Source organism: Microbacterium sp. KU4F, from assembly GCF_056868075.1.
This window is the reverse complement of record NZ_CP200324.1, coordinates 1,204,638-1,223,343: the sequence shown is the minus strand read 5'-3', so window position 1 is coordinate 1,223,343 and position 18,706 is coordinate 1,204,638. Positions and strand designations below refer to the sequence as shown.

At 69.9% G+C, this 18,706-nt stretch carries 21 protein-coding genes; 13 read left to right on the top strand and 8 right to left on the bottom strand.

Features of this window, described 5'->3' with window-relative positions; genetic code table 11:
- Positions 1-24: 24 nt before the first annotated feature.
- Positions 25-720 carry a response regulator transcription factor gene (locus AC1VNH_RS06210; RefSeq protein WP_460737635.1) on the bottom strand — a complete coding sequence of 232 codons (696 nt, stop codon included), beginning with the start codon at positions 718-720 and terminating at the stop codon, positions 25-27.
- 117 nt (positions 721-837) lie between these two features.
- Here AC1VNH_RS06210 and AC1VNH_RS06205 point away from each other — a divergent pair, with 117 nt between their 5' ends.
- The 5 genes from AC1VNH_RS06205 to AC1VNH_RS06185 all read left to right on the top strand — a co-directional run bounded on the left by AC1VNH_RS06205 (position 838) and on the right by AC1VNH_RS06185 (position 4,519).
- Positions 838-1,134 (top strand): hypothetical protein, encoded by a 297-nt coding sequence (locus AC1VNH_RS06205; RefSeq protein ID WP_243231409.1) that lies wholly within the window; start codon positions 838-840, stop codon positions 1,132-1,134.
- A 161-nt stretch (positions 1,135-1,295) separates the two neighbouring features.
- Positions 1,296-1,895, top strand: a complete 600-nt coding sequence (locus AC1VNH_RS06200) for a nitrobindin family protein (protein WP_483110361.1) — start codon at positions 1,296-1,298, stop codon at positions 1,893-1,895.
- Positions 1,895-2,983, top strand: coding sequence for a CAF17-like 4Fe-4S cluster assembly/insertion protein YgfZ (ygfZ, locus tag AC1VNH_RS06195; protein WP_483110359.1), 1,089 nt, complete (start codon positions 1,895-1,897; stop codon positions 2,981-2,983). Before AC1VNH_RS06200 ends, ygfZ begins: the two co-directional genes overlap by 1 nt.
- Positions 2,980-4,098 (top strand): FUSC family protein, encoded by a 1,119-nt coding sequence (locus AC1VNH_RS06190; RefSeq protein ID WP_483110357.1) that lies wholly within the window; start codon positions 2,980-2,982, stop codon positions 4,096-4,098. Before ygfZ ends, AC1VNH_RS06190 begins: the two co-directional genes overlap by 4 nt.
- Positions 4,099-4,147: 49 nt before the next feature.
- Positions 4,148-4,519, top strand: a complete 372-nt coding sequence (locus tag AC1VNH_RS06185) for a nuclear transport factor 2 family protein (protein WP_483110355.1) — start codon at positions 4,148-4,150, stop codon at positions 4,517-4,519.
- Positions 4,520-4,562: 43 nt separating this feature from the next.
- Here the strand turns inward: AC1VNH_RS06185 and AC1VNH_RS06180 are convergent, their stop codons facing one another.
- Positions 4,563-5,378: a class I SAM-dependent methyltransferase gene (locus tag AC1VNH_RS06180; protein WP_483110353.1), complete on the bottom strand. Its 816-nt coding sequence runs from the start codon at positions 5,376-5,378 to the stop codon at positions 4,563-4,565.
- A 40-nt stretch (positions 5,379-5,418) separates the two neighbouring features.
- Here AC1VNH_RS06180 and AC1VNH_RS06175 point away from each other — a divergent pair, with 40 nt between their 5' ends.
- Positions 5,419-6,165, top strand: a complete 747-nt coding sequence (locus AC1VNH_RS06175; protein WP_243231399.1) for a phosphoglyceromutase — start codon at positions 5,419-5,421, stop codon at positions 6,163-6,165.
- A gap of 61 nt (positions 6,166-6,226) precedes the next feature.
- On the opposite strand, the gene phoU is transcribed toward AC1VNH_RS06175, so the two are convergent.
- On the bottom strand, positions 6,227-6,895 hold the full coding sequence (gene phoU / locus AC1VNH_RS06170; protein ID WP_274285939.1) for a phosphate signaling complex protein PhoU: 669 nt from the start codon (positions 6,893-6,895) through the stop codon (positions 6,227-6,229).
- 168 nt (positions 6,896-7,063) lie between these two features.
- Here phoU and AC1VNH_RS06165 point away from each other — a divergent pair, with 168 nt between their 5' ends.
- Complete coding sequence (locus AC1VNH_RS06165) at positions 7,064-8,296, top strand: sensor histidine kinase (protein ID WP_483110350.1); 1,233 nt, start codon at positions 7,064-7,066, stop codon at positions 8,294-8,296.
- Positions 8,293-8,976, top strand: coding sequence for a response regulator (locus AC1VNH_RS06160; RefSeq protein ID WP_344227938.1), 684 nt, complete (start codon positions 8,293-8,295; stop codon positions 8,974-8,976). Before AC1VNH_RS06165 ends, AC1VNH_RS06160 begins: the two co-directional genes overlap by 4 nt.
- Before the next feature lie 85 nt (positions 8,977-9,061).
- Here the strand turns inward: AC1VNH_RS06160 and AC1VNH_RS06155 are convergent, their stop codons facing one another.
- The gene (locus tag AC1VNH_RS06155; RefSeq protein WP_344227940.1) at positions 9,062-9,532 is read right to left on the bottom strand and encodes a DNA modification methylase; all 471 of its coding nucleotides are present in this window, start codon (positions 9,530-9,532) and stop codon (positions 9,062-9,064) included.
- A gap of 376 nt (positions 9,533-9,908) precedes the next feature.
- Here AC1VNH_RS06155 and AC1VNH_RS06150 point away from each other — a divergent pair, with 376 nt between their 5' ends.
- Both AC1VNH_RS06150 and ispD read left to right on the top strand, forming a co-directional pair.
- The gene (locus tag AC1VNH_RS06150) at positions 9,909-10,391 is read left to right on the top strand and encodes a CarD family transcriptional regulator (RefSeq protein ID WP_137417676.1); all 483 of its coding nucleotides are present in this window, start codon (positions 9,909-9,911) and stop codon (positions 10,389-10,391) included.
- Between the two features lie 14 nt (positions 10,392-10,405).
- Positions 10,406-11,605, top strand: a complete 1,200-nt coding sequence (gene ispD / locus AC1VNH_RS06145; protein ID WP_483110347.1) for a 2-C-methyl-D-erythritol 4-phosphate cytidylyltransferase — start codon at positions 10,406-10,408, stop codon at positions 11,603-11,605.
- Between the two features lie 4 nt (positions 11,606-11,609).
- Here the strand turns inward: ispD and AC1VNH_RS06140 are convergent, their stop codons facing one another.
- Complete coding sequence (locus AC1VNH_RS06140; RefSeq protein ID WP_483110345.1) at positions 11,610-12,074, bottom strand: GNAT family N-acetyltransferase; 465 nt, start codon at positions 12,072-12,074, stop codon at positions 11,610-11,612.
- Positions 12,071-12,988: a DMT family transporter gene (locus AC1VNH_RS06135; RefSeq protein WP_483110343.1), complete on the bottom strand. Its 918-nt coding sequence runs from the start codon at positions 12,986-12,988 to the stop codon at positions 12,071-12,073. The genes AC1VNH_RS06140 and AC1VNH_RS06135 overlap by 4 nt, the downstream gene beginning before the upstream one ends.
- Positions 12,989-13,051: 63 nt before the next feature.
- Here AC1VNH_RS06135 and cysS point away from each other — a divergent pair, with 63 nt between their 5' ends.
- The 3 genes from cysS to AC1VNH_RS06120 are packed head-to-tail and all read left to right on the top strand — an operon-like array spanning position 13,052 to position 16,100.
- The gene (gene cysS, locus AC1VNH_RS06130; RefSeq protein WP_483110341.1) at positions 13,052-14,455 is read left to right on the top strand and encodes a cysteine--tRNA ligase; all 1,404 of its coding nucleotides are present in this window, start codon (positions 13,052-13,054) and stop codon (positions 14,453-14,455) included.
- Positions 14,448-15,431 carry a 23S rRNA (guanosine(2251)-2'-O)-methyltransferase RlmB gene (gene rlmB, locus AC1VNH_RS06125; protein ID WP_137417671.1) on the top strand — a complete coding sequence of 328 codons (984 nt, stop codon included), beginning with the start codon at positions 14,448-14,450 and terminating at the stop codon, positions 15,429-15,431. Before cysS ends, rlmB begins: the two co-directional genes overlap by 8 nt.
- 27 nt (positions 15,432-15,458) lie before the next feature.
- On the top strand, positions 15,459-16,100 hold the full coding sequence (locus AC1VNH_RS06120) for an NAD(P)-dependent oxidoreductase (protein WP_483110339.1): 642 nt from the start codon (positions 15,459-15,461) through the stop codon (positions 16,098-16,100).
- Between the two features lie 37 nt (positions 16,101-16,137).
- Here the strand turns inward: AC1VNH_RS06120 and AC1VNH_RS06115 are convergent, their stop codons facing one another.
- Together AC1VNH_RS06115 and AC1VNH_RS06110 are read right to left on the bottom strand one after the other, a co-directional pair.
- Positions 16,138-17,457, bottom strand: a complete 1,320-nt coding sequence (locus AC1VNH_RS06115) for a DUF4032 domain-containing protein (protein ID WP_137417669.1) — start codon at positions 17,455-17,457, stop codon at positions 16,138-16,140.
- Positions 17,458-17,527: 70 nt separating this feature from the next.
- Entirely contained in the window at positions 17,528-18,631 is a 1,104-nt protein-coding gene (locus AC1VNH_RS06110) for an ABC transporter ATP-binding protein (RefSeq protein ID WP_137417668.1), read from the bottom strand.
- Positions 18,632-18,706: the final 75 nt, after the last annotated feature.

Here is an 18,706-nt window from a genome sequence, read left to right as displayed (position 1 = left end):
ACACGAGTGTGAACTCCGCAGGGGTCAGGATCCGGCGCGCTCCCCGGCAGCCGGGATCTGATCCTCTTCGTACACGTTGAAGCGGTAACCGACGTTGCGCACCGTGCCGATGAGCTGCTCGAGATCGCCGAGCTTGGCGCGCAGGCGCCGCACGTGCACATCGACCGTGCGTGTGCCGCCGAAGTAGTCGTAGCCCCAGACCTCGCTGAGCAGCTGTTCGCGGGTGAACACCCGCGACGGATGCGTCGCGAAGAAGTGCAGCAGCTGGAACTCCTTGTAGGTCAGATCCAGCGGCTTGCCGTGCACCTTGGCGGAGTACGAGGACTCGTCGATAGTGATGCCGGAGGTCTGGATGCGGGTCGAGACCTGCTCCTTCGACAGGCGCCCGACGGCGAGTCGGATGCGGGCGTCGACCTCGGCGGGCCCGGCTCCCACCAGGATCACGTCGTCGACGCCCCAATCGGTGGACACCGCGGTCAGACCGCCCTCGGTGACGATGAGCACGAGTGGTGCATCGAGTCCCGTCGTGGTCAGGATCTTGCACAGCGACTTGGCGCCGACCAGATCGTGGCGTGCATCGACGAAGACGACGTCCGCGTTGGGGGCGTTCACCAGCTGCGCGGGTTCGGCGGGGATCTGGCGGACGCGATGGCTCAACAGCTCCAGCGCCGGGAGCGCGGGCGCGCTACCGGCGGAACTCAGAACGAGAAGCTGTGCCAAAGTCACCCTCCGGGCGGGGTCCGCGTCGTGCCTCATCTTATGCGCAGCCGCGAGGCACGCAGATCTCACCGGGACGCACGACGTGCAGCGCGCGCTCCCGTGCGTGAGAATGATCGTATGACGACACCGGAACTGGCGCCACGTCGGCCCTTCGGCGGCATCCTGGCCGTCTGGGTGTTCGCGGCCGTCGCGGGGCTCGCCGTCGCCTTGTTCGTCCCGTCGCCGTGGCACGCGACACTGATGACGCTGGCGCTCGCCGCGTCCGTCATCCTCGCCTTCGCCATCCAGCTGGCGTACGGCCGGGTGCAGCGCTTCATCCAGCGCGTGGCGCTCAGCAGCCTCGGTGCCCTGCTCGTGCTGGGAGTGATCAGCGTGGCGGTCGCGCTCTCCTCGCTCATCGCCAGCACGCGCTGAGCCCATCGCCTTCGCGGACGGGCTACCATGGGGCGCATGGACCTGGTCGCGCTCGAAATGTTCTTCGTGGGCCTGCTCGTGCTCGCCTCCCTCGCCATCGCGTTCGTCTCGGGCGCCGTGGTCTGGAACCTCTACCGCGGCCAGCGCTGACGGAGCGGGCGATGATCGAGCTCCCCACCGATCTGCCCGCCGACCTCGCACCCCTCTCGTGGCTCCTGGGAGTCTGGGAGGGGACCGGAGTGATCGACTACGAGGCAGACGGTCACCACTTCTCGGGTGAGTTCACGCACCGCGTGAGCTTCAGCCACGACGGCGGAGATGCCGTCAACTACTCCGCCACCGCGTGGGTCGGCGACGGCGAATCGCGCCGTCTGCTGGTCTCCGAGGTCGGCTTCTGGCGTGTCGTGCGACCGCAGGGCCCCGGAGATCCGGGGCCGGGACTGCTCCCGGCTGTTTCGGACGAGCCGGCACGCACGGCCGATGACGTCGAGGCGCTGCGCACCCCCGAGGGCGGCTTCGAGATCGCCGCGAACATCGTGCACGCCGACGGGGTGAGCGAGCTCTATCTCGGTCAGATCCGCGGCCCGCGCATCGACATCGCGACCGACGCGGTGATCGCCGCGCCCGGAACCAAGGCCTACACGGCGGCCACCCGGCTGTATGGCCTGGTCGACGGGCATCTGCTCTGGGCGTGGGATATCGCCGCCCTCGGATCCGAGCTCGGCTCGCACGCATCCGCCCGCCTGGCGAAGGTGGACTGATGATCGCTTCGCCCGCCGGCGCGATCACCGACGGCGATGTGCTGCTGCACGTCGGAGATCCGATGCGTGAACAGCGTGCGCTGGAGCGCGGCACGGCCATCGCGCCGCGCGGGGGCCGCGGCGTCATCGCCGTCACGGGCGTCGACCGGCTGAGCTGGCTCGATTCGATCACGACCCAGGCGCTCGCGCAGCTGCAGCCCGGGGTGTCGACGGAACTCCTGGTGCTCGACCCGCAGGGCCGCGTCGAGCATGCGGCAGCCGTGCTGGACGACGGTGAGACGACCTGGCTCATCGCGGATGCGGGTGATGCCCCCGCCCTCGCGGCCTGGCTGGGCCGCATGCGCTTCCGTCTTCGGGTCCAGGTCCGCGACGCCTCGACCGAGGTCGCCGTGGTGGGCGCGACGGATGCGGGGCTCGCCCTCATCCGTCCTCTCACCGTCGGCGAGACGCCGCTCGTCTGGCACGACCCGTGGCCGGGGGTCGCCGTCGGCGGCGCCGCGTACGGTCCCGTCGAAGAGCACCCGGGCAGTCAGCGCAGCTGGAACGAGGCACTCGTGGATGCCTCCGAGGCCGCGCGGCTGGCGCAGCGGGCCGTATCCGGCGAGATCGGTTTCGCCGGCGAGCTCGCGGTCGAGGCGTTGCGCGTCGCCGCGTGGCGTCCCCGTTTCGCGGACGAGGTCGACGAGCGCACGATCCCGCATGAGCTCGACTGGCTCCGCACCGCGGTGCACCTCGACAAGGGCTGCTACCGCGGGCAGGAGACGGTGGCGAAGGTGCACAACCTCGGTCACCCGCCGCGTCGTCTGGTCAGCCTGCACCTGGACGGCAGTGCCGAATCCCTGCCCGCGCGCGGCGACGTGGTCGCCGTCGGCGATATGGAGATCGGCCGCATCACCTCGGCCGCCCGCCACTTCGAGGACGGCCCCATCGCTCTGGCCGTCATCAAACGCACAGCCGACACCGAGGCCGATGTCGTCGTGCGCACGGCAGACGGCGACGTCGCCGCATCCGTCACCACGGTCGTGCCGCCGGATGCGGGCGCCAGCGCCGGCGTGCCGCGCTTGCCTCGACTCTCGCGCCGGCGGTGACCGTTCCCCCGGGCGGCGCCGACACCACGAGCGTGTCGACGCGGCTGCGAGAGCGCTTCGATCCGAGACCCGGCCTGTCGCGGGCGGTCACCGATCTGCCCGCCATCGCCCAGCTGACGGCGGCGGCGATGGGCGCGTACGTCTTCTCGCTGTTCGTGCTCGGACACTCCGCTCCCGTGCTCGCCGGCACCGTGGCGGTGTCGAGCCTCGGGCTGGTGCGCGACGCGCGACCGCGGCGCGTGGCCGAGACGGTGGCCGGGATGCTGCTCGGCATCGTCATCTCCGAGGTCCTGCTGCGCCTGGTGGGTCCCGGCTGGTGGCAGCTCGGCATCACCCTCGCTGTGGTCGTGTTCGTCGCCAGGGCGCTGTCACCGCAGCCCGGCTTCGCCATCGCCGCGGCGATCCAGGGCCTCATCGTCCTGCTGTTCCCGATGGCACCGACCGAGGCGTCGTGGAGCCGGTTGGCGGACGGTGCGGTCGGCGGCGTTGCCGCACTGCTGGTGACGGCCCTCGTTCCCCGCAATCCTCGCGCGGAGGTGCTGCGCGAGGCGCGTGCGCTCTTCGCCGCGATCGACGACGCGACCGTGACCCTCATCCGTGCGCTGGAGGACGGGGACCGTTCGCGTGCGGAGCGTGCACTGGAGAAGGCCCGAGCGCTCGATCCGCTCGTACGGGCCTGGCAGGAATCTCTCGACTCCGCCGTCGCGGTCGCGCGCATCTCCCCGTTCCTGCGCAGGCGCCGCGCAGAGCTCGATCGGTACCGCCGCGTCATGGCGGCCACGGATCTCGCGGTACGCAATCTCCGCGTCGTGGCGCGCCGATCCGGCTATCTCATCGACGACGGCGCTCCGCGCCCCATCCCCGCCGACCTGCTGCGGTCCCTGGCGCGGGCCCTCGCCCTCGTGGGGGAGTCGCTCGACGACATCGCACAGCAGATTCCCGCACGCGAAGCAGCGCGGGCCGTCGCCCGCCACCTGGATCCGGCGCAGCTCGCACCCGGCGCCTCCGCCGGCGAGCACAGCGTCATCTCCGCCCTGCGCCCGTTCACGGTCGATCTGCTGGTCGCGACCGGACTCAGCGAAGACGAGGCGCGGGCCGCCATGCCCCGCATCTAGGCCTCCCGCGGCGACGGAGCGAGCCGGGAGGACGGAATACGGTGGATGTATGCCTCATCGCAGCACGACGGATCCGGTTCAGGCGCAGCTTGAGGCCTACAACGCCCGCGACATCGACGACTTCATGCGGTGGTGGGCGCCGGACTGCGAGTACTACCTTTTCCCCGATGTCTTGGTGGCACGTGGACTTCAGGAGGTTCGCGAACGGCACCTCGAGCGGTTCGCCGAACTGGATCTGAATGGTGTGCTGCTGCACCGCTCTGTCGTCGGGTCCATGGTCGTCGATCACGAGCTCGTACAACGAACCTTCCCCGAAGGCCCTGGCCACGTCGAGGTGCTGTGCGTCTACGAGGTGCAGGACGGGCTCATCCGGAAGGCGTGGTTCTCCGTGGGGGAGCGGACTCTGCATCCTGTGGGTTGACACGGCCTTCCCCAGGCCGCGGCCCCGTCAGGTGAGACGCTTCTCAGCGAGGCGCCACCTGCTCCCACGGCACCGTGAGCTCGCCCAGGCGCCACCGCGAACGCTGCCGGAGGGGCCAGCCGTCCGCTTCCAGCGCCGCCAGCGCCGCCTGCCACCGCTGCGCCGGGGAGAACGTCGCCAGGGGCGCCGCGCGCGTCCACTCGGCATCCAGCGCGCGCAGCAGCTCGTGCACACGCTCTCCCGGCACATTGCGGTGGATCAGCGCCTTCGGTAGACGCTCGGCCGCGATCGAGGGGAACTCCAGACCGGTCAGCCGCAGCGAGATCGTCAGCGTGCGCGGCAGCGCATCGGGGCCGATCTCGACCCACGTGCTGATGCGCCCGAGCTCGTCGCACGTGCCTTCGACGAGGAAGCCGCCCGCATCCAGACGCGACGCCATGCGCTCCCAGGCCGCCGGAACCTCGTCCTCGTCGTACTGACGCAGCACATTGAACGCACGGATGACGCGTGGCCGCTCCGATACAGGGACCTCGAAGCCGCCGCGGGCGAACGAGACCCGCGCGTCGGGGCGGAAGATCGTCGTGCCCTCGCGGACGCTCTCGAGCTGCGCACGAGCACGTGCCACGCGCGCGGGATCGATCTCCAGTCCCCACACGCGCACATCCGGGCGGATGCGGTGCAGCCTTGCCTCCAGCTCCAGGGCGGTGACGCCGCTCGCCCCGAAGCCGAGATCCACCACGAGTGGCTCCGACTCCGCCGTCCGAAGCGCGCGGTGGCGCGCGATCCACCTGTCCACGCGGCGGAGGCGGTTCGTGCCCGTCGTGCCTCGGGTGATGCGACCCGAAGGCGTAGGACTCATGGCCCCATGATGCCAGCGTCGCGGTCGATATCATGGGCTCATGACCACCCCTCATACCCTGATCCTGCTGCGCCACGGCCAAAGCCAGTGGAACGAGCTCAACCTCTTCACCGGATGGGTCGACGTGCGCCTGACCGACCAGGGCAAGGCCGAGGCCGCCCGCGGCGGCGAGCTGCTCGCCGAGGCGGGCCTGCTGCCCGACGTCGTCCACACGTCGCTGCTGAGTCGCGCGATCCAGACCGCGAACCTCGCGCTCGACGCCGCTGACCGTCTGTGGATCCCCGTCAAGCGCACCTGGCGTCTCAACGAGCGCCACTACGGCGCGCTGCAGGGCAAGGACAAGGCCGAGACCCTCGCCGAGTTCGGTCAGGAGCAGTTCATGCTGTGGCGTCGTTCCTTCGACGTTCCGCCGCCCCCGCTCGATGACGCATCCGAGTTCAGCCAGGTGAACGACCCTCGTTACGCCGGGATCGACGGCGAGGTGCCGCGCACCGAGTCGCTCAAGCTCGTGATCGACCGGCTCCTGCCGTACTGGAGCGAAGCCATCGTCCCCGACCTCACCGCAGGTAAGACGGTGCTCGTCGCCGCCCACGGCAACTCGCTGCGCGGCCTCGTGAAGCACCTCGAGGGCATCAGCGACGACGACATCGCCGAGCTGAACATCCCCACCGGCATCCCGCTGGTGTACCGCCTCGACGAGAACCTGCAGGCGCTGGGCAAGGGCGAGTACCTCGACCCCGAGGCCGCCGCGGCGGGCGCTGCCGCCGTCGCCAACCAGGGCAAGTAAGCCGACACGGGAAGGGCCCGGATGCGTGATGCATCCGGGCCCTTCCCGTATGTCTGCAAGGTCAGATCTGGGGCTCGACCTCGGACTGCGGCGCCCAGTCGCCGGTCGCGAGGTAGACGATCTTCTTCGCGACCGACACCGCGTGGTCGCCGAAGCGCTCGTGGTAACGGCTCGCCAGGGTCGCGTCGACCGTCGCCGCCGCCTCGCCCTGCCAGGACTCGCTGAGGACCTTCTCGAAGACGCTGACGTGCAGCTCGTCGAGCTTGTCGTCCTCGTTGCGCAGCTGCTCGGCGAGGTCCAGGTCGCGCGTGCGCAGCAACTCGGTGAGCTTGCGGGCCACGTCGACGTCGATCTCGCCCATCTTCGTGAAAGTGCCCTTGAGGCCCTTCGGGATGGCGCGGTCGGGGAAGCGCATACGGGTCAACTGCGCGATGTGCTCGGCGATGTCGCCCATCCGCTCGAGCGATGCGCTGATGCGCAGTGCCGAGACGACCGTGCGCAGGTCGCTCGCGACGGGCTGCTGCCGGGCGAGGATGTCGATCGCCAGCTCGTCGAGCTCGATCGCCTTGTCATCGATCACGGAGTCGTTGTCGATGACCTCTTCGGCGAGCGCGACATCGCTCGTGCCGAAGGCCCTCGTCGCCTTCTCGATGGCCTCGGTGACGAGCTCGGAGATCTCGACGAGCCGGACACGGACCTCGTCGAGGGACTGCTGGAAAACCTCGCGCATGAAACAGGCACCTTCCTGGGGTGATCGTGGGCGGCACGGGACGGGCCCGGGCGATTCTCGCCGTCGAAGGTTAACGAACGGTGCCGCGGGAGTGAATGTTACCTGCGCTGCCGCCCCCGGAGGCGTCTGAGACGGGGTGCGGGTTCAGCTTCCATTTACGCTGGAGCCATGAACTCGTCGCAGCTCGCGCTGCTGGCCCTGGTCATGGGCGTCGTCCTCGGGGCGTCGATCACCCTCCTGATCATCGGTGCGATGCGGGCCAGGGCGCGCGTCGAGGCGCGCAACTCGACGGCCGTTCCCGAGGGCGTCCCGGATGTCCTGGCCGCCATGGACGACAGCGCGATCGTGGTGGACGGTTCCGGGACGGTGCGTGCCGCATCCGCCTCGGCCGAGGCTTTCGGCATCCACGTCGACGAGGTCGTGCCGGACGATCGTATCCGCGAGCTCGCGCGCGCGGTGCGCTCGGGAGGGATCAGCACGGCGAGCCTGACGTTGCGACGCTCCTCCTCTCCCGCGGAGCCCCGGCTGGTCTCGGCCCGCGCGACGACCATCTCGCCGAAGCTTGTGCTCATCGTCATCCGCGACATCACCGAGCGTGAACGGGTCGAGCAGATGCGCCGCGACTTCGTCGCGAACACCTCGCACGAGCTGAAGACGCCCGTGGGCGCGGTGAGCCTGCTTGCGGAGGCGATCGAGTCGGCCGCGGACGATCCCGCGCAGGTACGGATCTTCGCCGGTCGCCTCAGCGCAGAGGCGCAGCGGCTCGCCTCCCTGACGTCGCGCGTCATGAATCTCTCACGGCTGCAGTCGGCGGACGAGCTCGCCGAGGTCGGCGACGTGTCGGTGGACTCCGTCGTCACGGCCGCCTGCGAGGCGCACGCGCTCGCCGCAGGCTCTGCCGGGGTGACGGTCGTGCGCGGCGGGACGCGAGGCCTGTATGTGCGCGGCGACACGCAGATCCTCACCGAGGCGCTCGGCAACCTGGTGGCCAACGCGATCGCGTACTCGCCCAGCGGCTCCAGCGTCGGCATCGGGGTCAAGCAGGTGCACAACTCCGTGGAGATCGCGGTCACCGACCGAGGCATCGGCATCTCCGAAGCGGACCAGCAGCGCGTGTTCGAGCGCTTCTTCCGCTCGGATCAGGCGCGCTCTCGCCGCACGGGCGGCACGGGGCTGGGACTGTCGATCGTGAAGCATGCCGTCCAGCGCCACGGCGGTGAGGTGCGTGTCTGGTCGCGCGTCGGGCGTGGCTCGACCTTCACCATCCAGCTTCCGATCGCATCGCCGCCGGACGACCTCGAGGCACCGGCCGCCCGCGGCCGCCGTCGACCCAAGAAGGCCAAGAAGACCCCCGTCGCGTCTCCGACCGCGGCACCGAACCCGAACGGAGTCACCGAATGACCCGCGTCCTGATCGTCGAGGACGAGCCCGACCTCGCCGACCCGCTCGCCTACCTGCTTCGCAGGGAGGGGTTCGAGGTCGAGATCGCCGAAGACGGCGCCATCGCGCTCTCCGCGTTCCGTGAACGCGGCGCCGACATCGTGCTGCTCGACCTGATGCTGCCGGGCATGCCCGGCACCGAGGTGTGCCGTCAGATCCGCACCGTCTCGTCTGTGCCGATCATCATGCTGACCGCCAAGGACAGCGAGGTGGACATCGTCGTGGGGCTGGAGCTCGGCGCCGACGACTACGTCACCAAGCCCTACTCGGCCAGGGAGCTGCTGGCGCGGATGCGGGCGGTCCTGCGCCGCTTCGCTCAGGTGGAGGCCGACCTCGACGAGCGCGTTCTGCAGGGCGGCCGGGTGACGCTCGACATCGACCGTCACACCGTGACCGTCGGCGGTGAAGAGATCAACATGCCGCTCAAGGAGTTCGAGCTGCTCGAGGTCCTGATGCGCAACGCCGGTCGAGTGCTGACCCGCGGGCAGCTCATCGACCGCGTGTGGGGCACCGACTACTTCGGCGATACGAAGACCCTGGACGTGCACATCAAGCGCATCCGCTCGCGCATCGAAGAGAACCCGAGCGATCCGGTCATGCTGGTGACCGTCCGCGGACTCGGCTACCGGTTCGAGGCCTGAGGCCTGCGGACGGAGGTCTGCGGCCGGAGGTCAAAGCGAAAGGGCGGGCACCCGGAGGTGTCCCGCCCTTTCGCGTGCGCTGCGCTCAGGGAACGAGCGGCGTCAGGTAGTCGAGGTCGCCGTTGAGGACCGGGATCTCCACCCGGGCACCCTCGCCGTCGCCGGACTGGAAGAAGATCGGCACGGTCGAGCCGGGGCGGGCGCCGAGGTCCTCGATGAGCAGGGGATCGGTGTCCTCGGTGCCGAGGCTCACCGTGTCGCCGGCCGGAACACGCACGGTCAGCTTGACGGCGTTCTCGCCGACCTCGAGGTTGAGCACCTGCGAGGAGTCGCTCTCGTTCACGATCGCGGCCACGAAGTTGCCCTCGGTGCCCTCGTCGTTGGCGACCACGAGCGCGTTGCGCACGGCGAGCGGTCCGCTCGACGCCGGCACGTTCAGTCCGTCGGCGGGGGAGTAGGGGATCGTCGTGCTCTGCGGCGAGAGCATGGCGCAGCCGCTCGTTCCCAGTGCGACAGCAGCCGCCACGACGACGGACGCGATCAGGCGCGTTTTCACGGTTCCTCCCGGTTGCAGACGGCTTCTCCAGCATTCTACGGGGTCCCACCCCTCGCTCCCGTTCGTCGCGCGGGTCGCTCCCGTTCCTGGACTCCGCTCGCGGACTCCGCTCGTGCCGCTCGCCATATCCGCCTCGATGGGGCTACACCTTTCCGCATCCGCGCCAGGAAACCTCAGGCGCAGGTGCGCAAATGTGTGGCATGTGCGCATATGCGACGCAACTCGGGCATTCGGACGCAACTCGGCATTCGAGGGGCGGGCGGGCGGCGATGCCGCGCGGGCGGGTGCGCGGGGATGGGGGATGTGATGCGAGGGCGCGAACCCTAGCGCATTGGGCCCTGTGGTATCCTGGTCGTTGCCGAAAGGACATAACTCCATGCTTTTTGAGGTTGGCGAAACGGTCGTCTATCCGCACCACGGTGCCGCGACCATCATCGAGGTCAAGGAACGCGTCATCAAGGGCGAGACCAAGAAGTACTTGAAGCTCAACGTCACCCAAGGCGATCTGGTCATCGAGGTTCCGGCCGACAACGTCGACCTCGTGGGTGTGCGCGACGTGATCGGCAAGGACGGTCTCGAGCGCGTTTTCGAGGTGCTGCGCGCTCCCTTCACCGAGGAGCCGACCAACTGGTCGCGCCGCTACAAGGCGAACCTCGAGAAGCTCGCTTCGGGCGATGTGATCAAGGTCAGCGAGGTCGTGCGCGACCTGTGGCGCCGCGATCAGGACCGTGGTCTGTCCGCGGGTGAGAAGCGCATGCTCGCCAAGGCCAAGCAGATCCTCGTCTCCGAGCTCGCGCTCGCTGAGAAGACGGACGAGGAGAAGGCCAGCGTGCTGCTCGAAGAGGTTCTCGCCAGCTGACGAAAGGCGCCTTTGTGCCTCAGCCCGTGCCGCGTATCGCGGTCGTGGTCGTCGCCGGCGGGTCGGGTACCCGGCTCGGTGAGGACGTCCCCAAGGCTTTCGTCGGGATCGACGAGCACACGATGCTGCGTCATGCCCTTGACGGTGTGTTCCGCAGTGCACTCGACGCTCAGGTGGTCGTCGTCGCACCCGTGGACCGTACCGGCGAGGCCCTGACGGAGGCGCTCGCCGCGGCGGGCGATGCGCGTGAGCGCGTGAGCGTCGTCGCCGGTGGGGATACTCGTCAGAAGTCGGTCGCCGCGGGTCTCGCGGCGCTCTGGGGTGACATCGAGATCGTGCTCGTGCACGACGCGGCCCGCGCCCTGACCCCGCCCGAGGTCTTCACCCGGATCGTGGAGGCCGTCGAGCGGACCGGATGGGGTGCTGTCCCCGTTCTTCCCGTGGTCGACACGATCAAGCGCGTCGACGGCGACGAGATCATCGGCGTGGTCGATCGTTCCGAGCTGGGTTCCGCGCAGACCCCGCAGGGATTCCGGCGCGACGTCCTGAGTGCGGCCTACGCCGTCGCCGATGCCGAGTTCACGGACGATGCGGCGCTCGTCGCCGCAGCGGGTCACCGTATCGCGGCCGTCGCGGGCGACGCGCTCGGCTTCAAGATCACGCATCCCGCCGACCTCGAGCGCGCACGCGCACTTCTGACGCCGGCCATCGAGCACCCGGTTCATCTGCAGCAGCCGGCACCCGCGCCGCGCGTGGGCGTCGGCACGGACGTCCACGCGTTCGCCGGAGACGGGGAGCTGTGGCTCGCGGGACTGCACTGGCCGGGCGAACCGGCCCTGTCCGGGCATTCGGACGGGGATGCGGTCGCTCACGCCGTCGTCGACGCCGTGCTGGCGGCGGCGGGTCTCGGCGACATCGGCACGCACTTCGGGGTCGACCGCCCCGAGTACGCGGACGCGCACGCCGACGCGTTCCTTGCTCGCACCCGCGCCCTGGTCGGCGAGGCGGGGTGGGTGATCGGCAACGTGTCGGTGCAGGTGCAGACCACGCGTCCGCGGTTCGCCCCTCGGCGTCGCGAAGCGGAGGCTGCGTTGAGCGAAGCGCTGGGCGCTCCCGTATCCGTGTCGGCCACGACGACCGACGGCCTCGGTTTCGAGGGGCGTGGTGAGGGCGTCTTCGCGGTCGCCGTCGCGATGCTGCTGCCCGCGCAGTGACCGATCAGATCGCGCGCGTGAAGTAGAGCGACAGCGGATCGTCGCGGTAGTTCGCGAACGGCCCGCAGCGGACGAAGCCCTCGCTCTCGTAGAGGCGCACCGCGGGCACGAACTCCGGTGTGCTGCCGGTCTCGAGCCACACGCTCGTCAGTCCCATCGCTGCCGCTTCGCCGAGGATGTGGCGAAGGATGCCGCGCCCGACGCCCGTTCCGCGGAAGGCGTCGGCGACCCGCATCGACTTCAGCTCGCCGCGGTCGCCGCCCCACCGCTTGAGAGCGCCGATGCCCGCGAGCTCACCGTCGGACCACGCAGACCAGAAGGTGACCCCGGGTGCGCTCAGCCCCGCGGCGTCGAGCGCGTGCACGCTCTCGGCGGGGGTGCCGGCGTGCATGGCCGCGAGGTGGGAGACGACGAGCTCGTGCGCCGGGCCGCGGGTGGGGTCGTCGATGCGGTAGTCGTGCATGCTCATCCTTCCAGGGGGAACGGCTCGGGATCCCGCCGGCGGGAGCCCCAGGCCAGTACGACGAGACCGACGCTCAGCACGGCGATGCCGACGACGGATGCGGCGTCGAGGTGCTCGCCGAGAACGATGAGGCCCAGCAGGGTGGCGGTGATGGGCTCGGCGAGGGTCAGTGTCGCCGCGGTCGCGGCGGTGAGGCGTTGCAAGCCCCAGGTGAACAGCGTGTACGCGACCGCGATCGTCGCAAGCCCCAGCCAGAGCGCGACGGCGACGCCGCTGGGCTCACCGAGCCACGAGAACGACGCGAACGGGAGCATGAACAGGGCGCTGGCGGCGGAGCCGGCGCCCATGGCACCGGCGACCGTGAAGGGATCCCACCCCGTCGACATCAGCCGGCGCTGCGCGTTGGCGAAGACGGCGAACGCCGCGCCCGCACCCAGCGACCCGAGGACGCCGAGAGGATCCGCTGAACCGGAGCCGCCGCCGGCGAAGGCCAGGAGGGCGACGCCGATCGTAGCCAATGCCGTCGCCGCGAGCCACGTGGGCCGGGGGAGGCGCCGGGTGATCGCCCATTCGATGAGCCCCGCCATCACCGGCGCGGACCCGAGCGCGACGACGGTGCCCACCGCGACGCCGCTGCGGGCTGTGCCGAGGAAGAACAGCGGCTGGTAGGCCGCCAGACAGATGCCCGTCAGCGCCATGAGGGCGAGCGCGCGCGCCGACAGTGGGGGAGACGCGGATGCCGTCGCACGTCGGTGTCGGCGGGCGAGGGCGAAGCCGATCACCGCCAGCGCCGTGCCGCCGATGAGCAGACGCACCGCCCCGACTCCGAGGGGCGTCGTACCGTCCGGACCCAGTGCCTGCGAGGTACCGGTCGTGCCGAACAGCACCGCCGCCGCGAGGACGGCGAACACGGGCAGCATGAGTCCTTTCTATCGCTGTCATGTGTCGGGGTGGTGACACAGCCCCGCCGGTAGGCTGGGGGAGTGACGGTCCGGCTCTATGACACCCAGGCGCAGGCGCTGCGCGACTTCGCGCCCCTGGAGGACGGCAACGTCACGATGTACGTCTGCGGCCCGACGGTGCAGTCCGGCCCGCACATCGGCCACGTGCGTGCGGCGCTCAGCTTCGATCTGCTGCGACGCTGGCTCGCGCACCGGTTCGGTCGGGTGACATTCGTGCGCAACGTCACCGACATCGACGACAAGGTGCTCGCGAACGCGACGCCCACCGAGCCCTGGTGGGCGCTCGCCTACCGCATGGAACTCGCGTTCAGCCAGGCCTATGCCGCCGTCGGCATCCTCGCACCGACCTACGAGCCGCGAGCCACCGCATCCATCCCGCAGATGATCGAGCTCATCGCGCTGCTCATCGAGCGCGGCCACGCGTACCCGGCGCCCGACGGATCCGGCGACGTCTACTTCGACGTGCGGTCCTGGCCCGCCTACGGTGCCCTCACGCACCAGGACGTCGACGCGATGGAAGCGGCCGCGGATGCGGACCCTCGCGGCAAGCGGGACCCGCACGACTTCGCCCTGTGGAAGGGGGCGAAGGACGGCGAGCCGACAGATGCGCGGTGGGCGTCGCCCTGGGGCGAGGGGCGCCCGGGGTGGCACATCGAGTGCTCGGCGATGTCGCGCCGGTACCTCGGACCGCGCTTCGACATCCACGGGGGCGGCCTCGACCTGCGGTTCCCTCACCACGAGAACGAGCTCGCGCAGTCCACGGCGGCAGGCGATGCGTTCGCCCAGTACTGGGTGCACAACGGCCTCGTCACCGTCGACGGCCAGAAGATGTCGAAGTCGCTCGGCAACTTCACCCTCGCGGCCGACGTGCTCGCCGAGCGCGACCCGCTCGTCGTGCGCTACGCGCTCGCCGCCGCGCATTACCGCTCGAGCCTCGATGTCTCCGGCAAGGCCTTCGACGAGGCGGAGGCGGCGCTCGATCGCGTCCGCACCTTCCTCGAACGCGCCGAGCGCGTGGGTGCGGGGGCGGAGACGGCGGTGGTTCCCGAAGCGTTCGCCGCGGCGCTGGATGACGACCTCGGCGTCCCGCAGGCTCTCGGCGTCCTTCATGAGACGGTGCGTGCAGGAAACGCGGCACTGGATGAGGGAGACTCGGAGAACGCGCGTCGCCGCGCGGCCGAGGTCATCGCCATGACCGACATCCTCGGCATCAACCCGCTCGACGAGCGGTGGCGCAAGAGCGCGGCGGGTCCCGAAGCGGGAGCCCTGGACGCGCTCGTGCGCGTCATGATCGACCAACGCGCCCAGGCGCGAGCAGACAAGGACTGGGCGAGCGCCGACCGGGTGCGCGATGCGATCGCGGCCGCCGGCATCGTCCTCGAAGACGGTCCCGAGGGGACCCATTGGAGTGTGAAACGTGGCTAAGCCGGGAAACCCGTCAGCCGGACGCGGCAAGAAGAAGGGCCCCACGAAGGGCACCGGCGGCAAGAACCGCCGTTCGCTCGAGGGCCGCGGCCCGACACCGAAGGCGGAGGACCGCGCCTGGCACCCCGCGGGTAAGCGCAAGGCCGCGCAGGAGCGCTTCGTCGCGGCCGGGGGCAAGGCCGCCCCGCGCATCGCAGGCCAGAACCGCACACCGCGCTCTAAGCAGAACGACGACACGGAGACGGTCACCGGCCGCAACTCGGTGCTGGAAGCGTTGCGCGCCCGCATCCCCGCGACCGCGTTCTACATCGCGCAGCGCGTCGAGATGGACGACCGCGTCAAGGAGATGCTCTCGATCGCGACGCATCGTGAGATCCCCGTGCTGGAGGTCACGCGCCAGGAGCTGGACCGCATGGCCGGCTTCGACGGCGTGCACCAGGGTGTCGCGCTGAAGGTGCCTCCGTATGAGTACGCGCACCCTCAGGACCTGCTCGAGCAGATCATCGACCGCGACGAGCTGCCGTTGATCGTGGCACTCGACGGTGTGACGGACCCCCGCAACCTGGGTGCCATCATCCGCTCCACGGCCGCGTTCGGCGGTCAGGGCCTGATCATTCCGCAGCGTCGCAGCGCGGGTGTCAACTCCGCCGCATGGAAGACGAGCGCGGGAGCGGCAGCGCGCCTCCCCGTCGCCATGGCGGCGAACCTCACGACGACGCTCAAGGAGTTCAAGAAGCAGGGCGTGTTCGTACTCGGCCTCGACGGCGGCGGTGATGTGGCGCTTCCGGCCCTGCAGCTGGCAGACCGTCCCGTCGTGATCGTCGTCGGCTCCGAGGGCAAGGGGCTCTCGCGCCTGGTGACCGAGACATGCGACCAGATCGTGTCGATCCCGATCTCCGCCGCGACCGAGTCCCTGAACGCGGGGATCGCCGCATCCGTCGCGCTCTACCAGGTCGCCACGCTACGGTCGGCCTGACAGCCACCCCCGACCGAAGGAGCATCCATGTCTCGCATCGCCGTTCTCGGAGGAACCGGCTACGCCGGTAGCCACATCGTCGCAGAGGCGGTCCGACGCGGGCATACGGTGCTCTCGGTCGCGCGCACCGTCCCCGCCGAACGCGTCGAGGGCGCGGTCTACGTCGAGGCCACGCTGCTGGATGTCCCCACCCTCGTGAACGAGCTGCTCGGTGTGGATGTCGTCGTCTCGGCCGTGGCCGCGCGTGGCGACATGCTCGGCGCGCTCCGCCCGGGGATCGAGCAGCTGCTCTCGGTGCTGCCCGAGGACGTGCGCATCGGCGTCATCGGCGGCGCGGGCGGCAGTCTCGTCGCCGAGGGCGGCCCGCGTCTCGTCGACACCGAGGGCTTCGCGGAGGAGTACAAGCCCGAAGCGCTCGAGGCGATCGGCATCCTCGAAGACCTCCAGACGCGCGCGGGCGACCGCGACTGGTTCTACATCCACCCCGCGGGCGGTTTCGGCGCGTGGGCGCCGGGGGAGCGCACGGGCTCGTATCGTGACGGCGGGGACGTGCTCGTCGTCGATGACAACGGCGACTCGTCCATCTCGGGCGCCGACCTCGCCGTGGCTGTGCTCGACGAGATCGAGACGCCGCGTCACTCGCGGGAGCGCTTCACCGTCGGCTACTGAACCGACGTGATCGGATGCGGCGAGCCGCCGACCGTGATCAGACCAGGTCTCGCCAGTCGATCGCCTCATCCTCATCGTCGTCCGCGTCGCGAGGCACGTAGTCGTCGCGCAGCACGGGGATGATCGACGTCGCCTCGGTGGGCGGACCCACCACGGTGGCCTCGTCACGGCGGTGACGCAGGACGTCGTCGATGTAGCTCGTGAGCACCTCCGCGAGCGGCACGGAGCGGCCCCGAGCCTGCGACATGTACCAGCTGTGCTCCAGAACCTGGTGGTAGACCTCCGCGGGCTCCAGCTTGGAGCGCAGATCGAAGGGGATGGCTTTGACGACCGGCTCGAACTTCCGCGTGAGCCATTCGTGGGCGACCATCTCCTCGTCGGAGCCCACGCGGGAGATGCGTGCACGGAACTCGTCGAGGTCGTTGAGGAGTCGCCGCGCCTGGTTCTCCTCGACGTCGAGACCGGTCAGGCGCAGCAGACGGCGTTGATGGTGTCCGGCGTCGACGACCTTGGGCTGGATGGAGACGAGGGCGCCGTCAGTCGCCGTGTCGATCGACATCTCCCCGATGTCGAACCCGAGCGCGTTCAGCCGCTGCACCCGCTCCGTGATCCGCCACGACTCCGCTGCGGAGAAGCTCTCCTTGTCGGTCAGCGCCGCCCAGAGCGACCGGTACGAGGAGACGATGCCGTCGGCGATGTCGAGCGCGTCGACGTCACCGGCCAGACGACCGCCGGCGGCGAGATCCATGATCTCGCCGGCGATGTTCGTGCGCGCCACATCCAGGTCGTGCTCGCGCTGACCGCGCGTCAGGCCGCCTTCGTGAAGCTCGCCCGTCTCGGCATCCACGAGATACGCGGCGAAGGCGCCCGCATCCCGTCGGAAGAGGGTGTTGGAGAGCGAGACGTCGCCCCAGAAGAACCCCACGTTGTGCAGACGCACGAGGAGGACCGCGAGGGCGTCGACGAGGCGCGAGGCGGTGTTCGGGCGCAGCACCTGGGTGAACAGGGCGCGGTACGGCAGTGAGAACTTGAGGTGGGCGGTCACCAGGGCCGCCGGCAGCGGGTGGCCGGCCGCATCCGTCCGCCCGTCGATCACAGCGAAACGGTCGACGCACGGGACGTCGAGGCGGGCGAGGTTGCCGAGCATGTCGTACTCGCGCCGCGCCATCTCACCGGTGGTCTCCTTGACGGCGATGACCTTGCCGCTGAGGGTCGAGAAGCGCACCAGGTGGCGTGAGAGGCCCTTGGGGAGCTGCACGATGTCGTTGCTGGACCAGTCCGCGAGCGGCGTGCTCCATGGCAGCGTCAGCAGCGCGGGATCGATCGCACTGGCCGTGATGGTCAGCGAATCCGCCATGGTGTCCCTCCACATATGTCGCGGCGCGACGGATCCGGGTGGATCCGCCGCGCCGCGGGGGTCGTTCCGATCAGACCGAAGCGATCGCCTTGTCGTTCAGGCGCTCGCCGCTCTCGAGGTCGAACACGTGCACGTGGCCGGGAACGGGCGCGAGGATGACCGTCTCGCCGGCGCTCGGGTGACGACGACCGTCGACGCGCGCCACGATGTCGGTGCGCTTGCCGTTGATCTCGGAGTGGCCGTACAGGTAGCCGTCGGCGCCGAGCTCTTCGATCAGGTCGACGACGACCGAGAGGCCCTTGCCGTCGGCCGGAGCCACCTGGATGTCCTCGGGACGCACACCGATCGTGACCTCGGTGCCGTGCGCCTTGCCGATGGTGTCGGCCTCGACGGGGACCACGAGGTCACCGAAGCGAACGCCGCCCTCGGCCAGGTCAGCCGGGAAGAGGTTCATGGCGGGGGAGCCGATGAAGCCGGCGACGAAGACGTTCTTCGGCTTCTCGTACAGGTCGCGCGGGGTGCCGACCTGCTGCAGCAGGCCGTCCTTCAGCACGGCGATGCGGTCACCCATGGTGAGCGCCTCGGTCTGATCGTGCGTGACGTAGACCGTGGTGACGCCGAGGCGGCGAACCAGCGACGCGATCTGCGTACGCGTCTGCACGCGGAGCTTGGCGTCGAGGTTCGACAGCGGCTCGTCCATGAGGAAGACCTGAGGCTGACGCACGATGGCGCGACCCATGGCGACACGCTGACGCTGACCACCCGAGAGGGCCTTCGGCTTGCGGGTCAGGTACTCCTCGAGGTCGAGGAGCTTGGCTGCCTCGAGCACACGCTGGGCGCGCTCCTCCTTGCCGACGCCGGCGATCTTGAGCGCGAAGCCCATGTTCTCGGCGACCGTCATGTGGGGGTAGAGGGCGTAGTTCTGGAACACCATCGCGATGTCGCGGTCCTTCGGCGGGACGTCGGTGACGTCGCGGTCGCCGATGCGGATGCTGCCCGAGTTGACCTCTTCGAGGCCGGCGAGCATGCGCAGCGAGGTGGACTTACCGCAACCGGAGGGGCCGACCAGGACGAGGAACTCGCCGTCTCCGACCTCGAGGTTGAGCTTGTCGACGGCCGGGCGGGTTCCCCCCGGGTACAGACGCGTTGCGTTGTCGAACGTGACAGTTGCCACTGTTTCTTCTCCTTCACCGGCAGGTACGTGCCGGACGATCCGTAGTGATGGATGCGCGGGGGTGACCCGCAACGC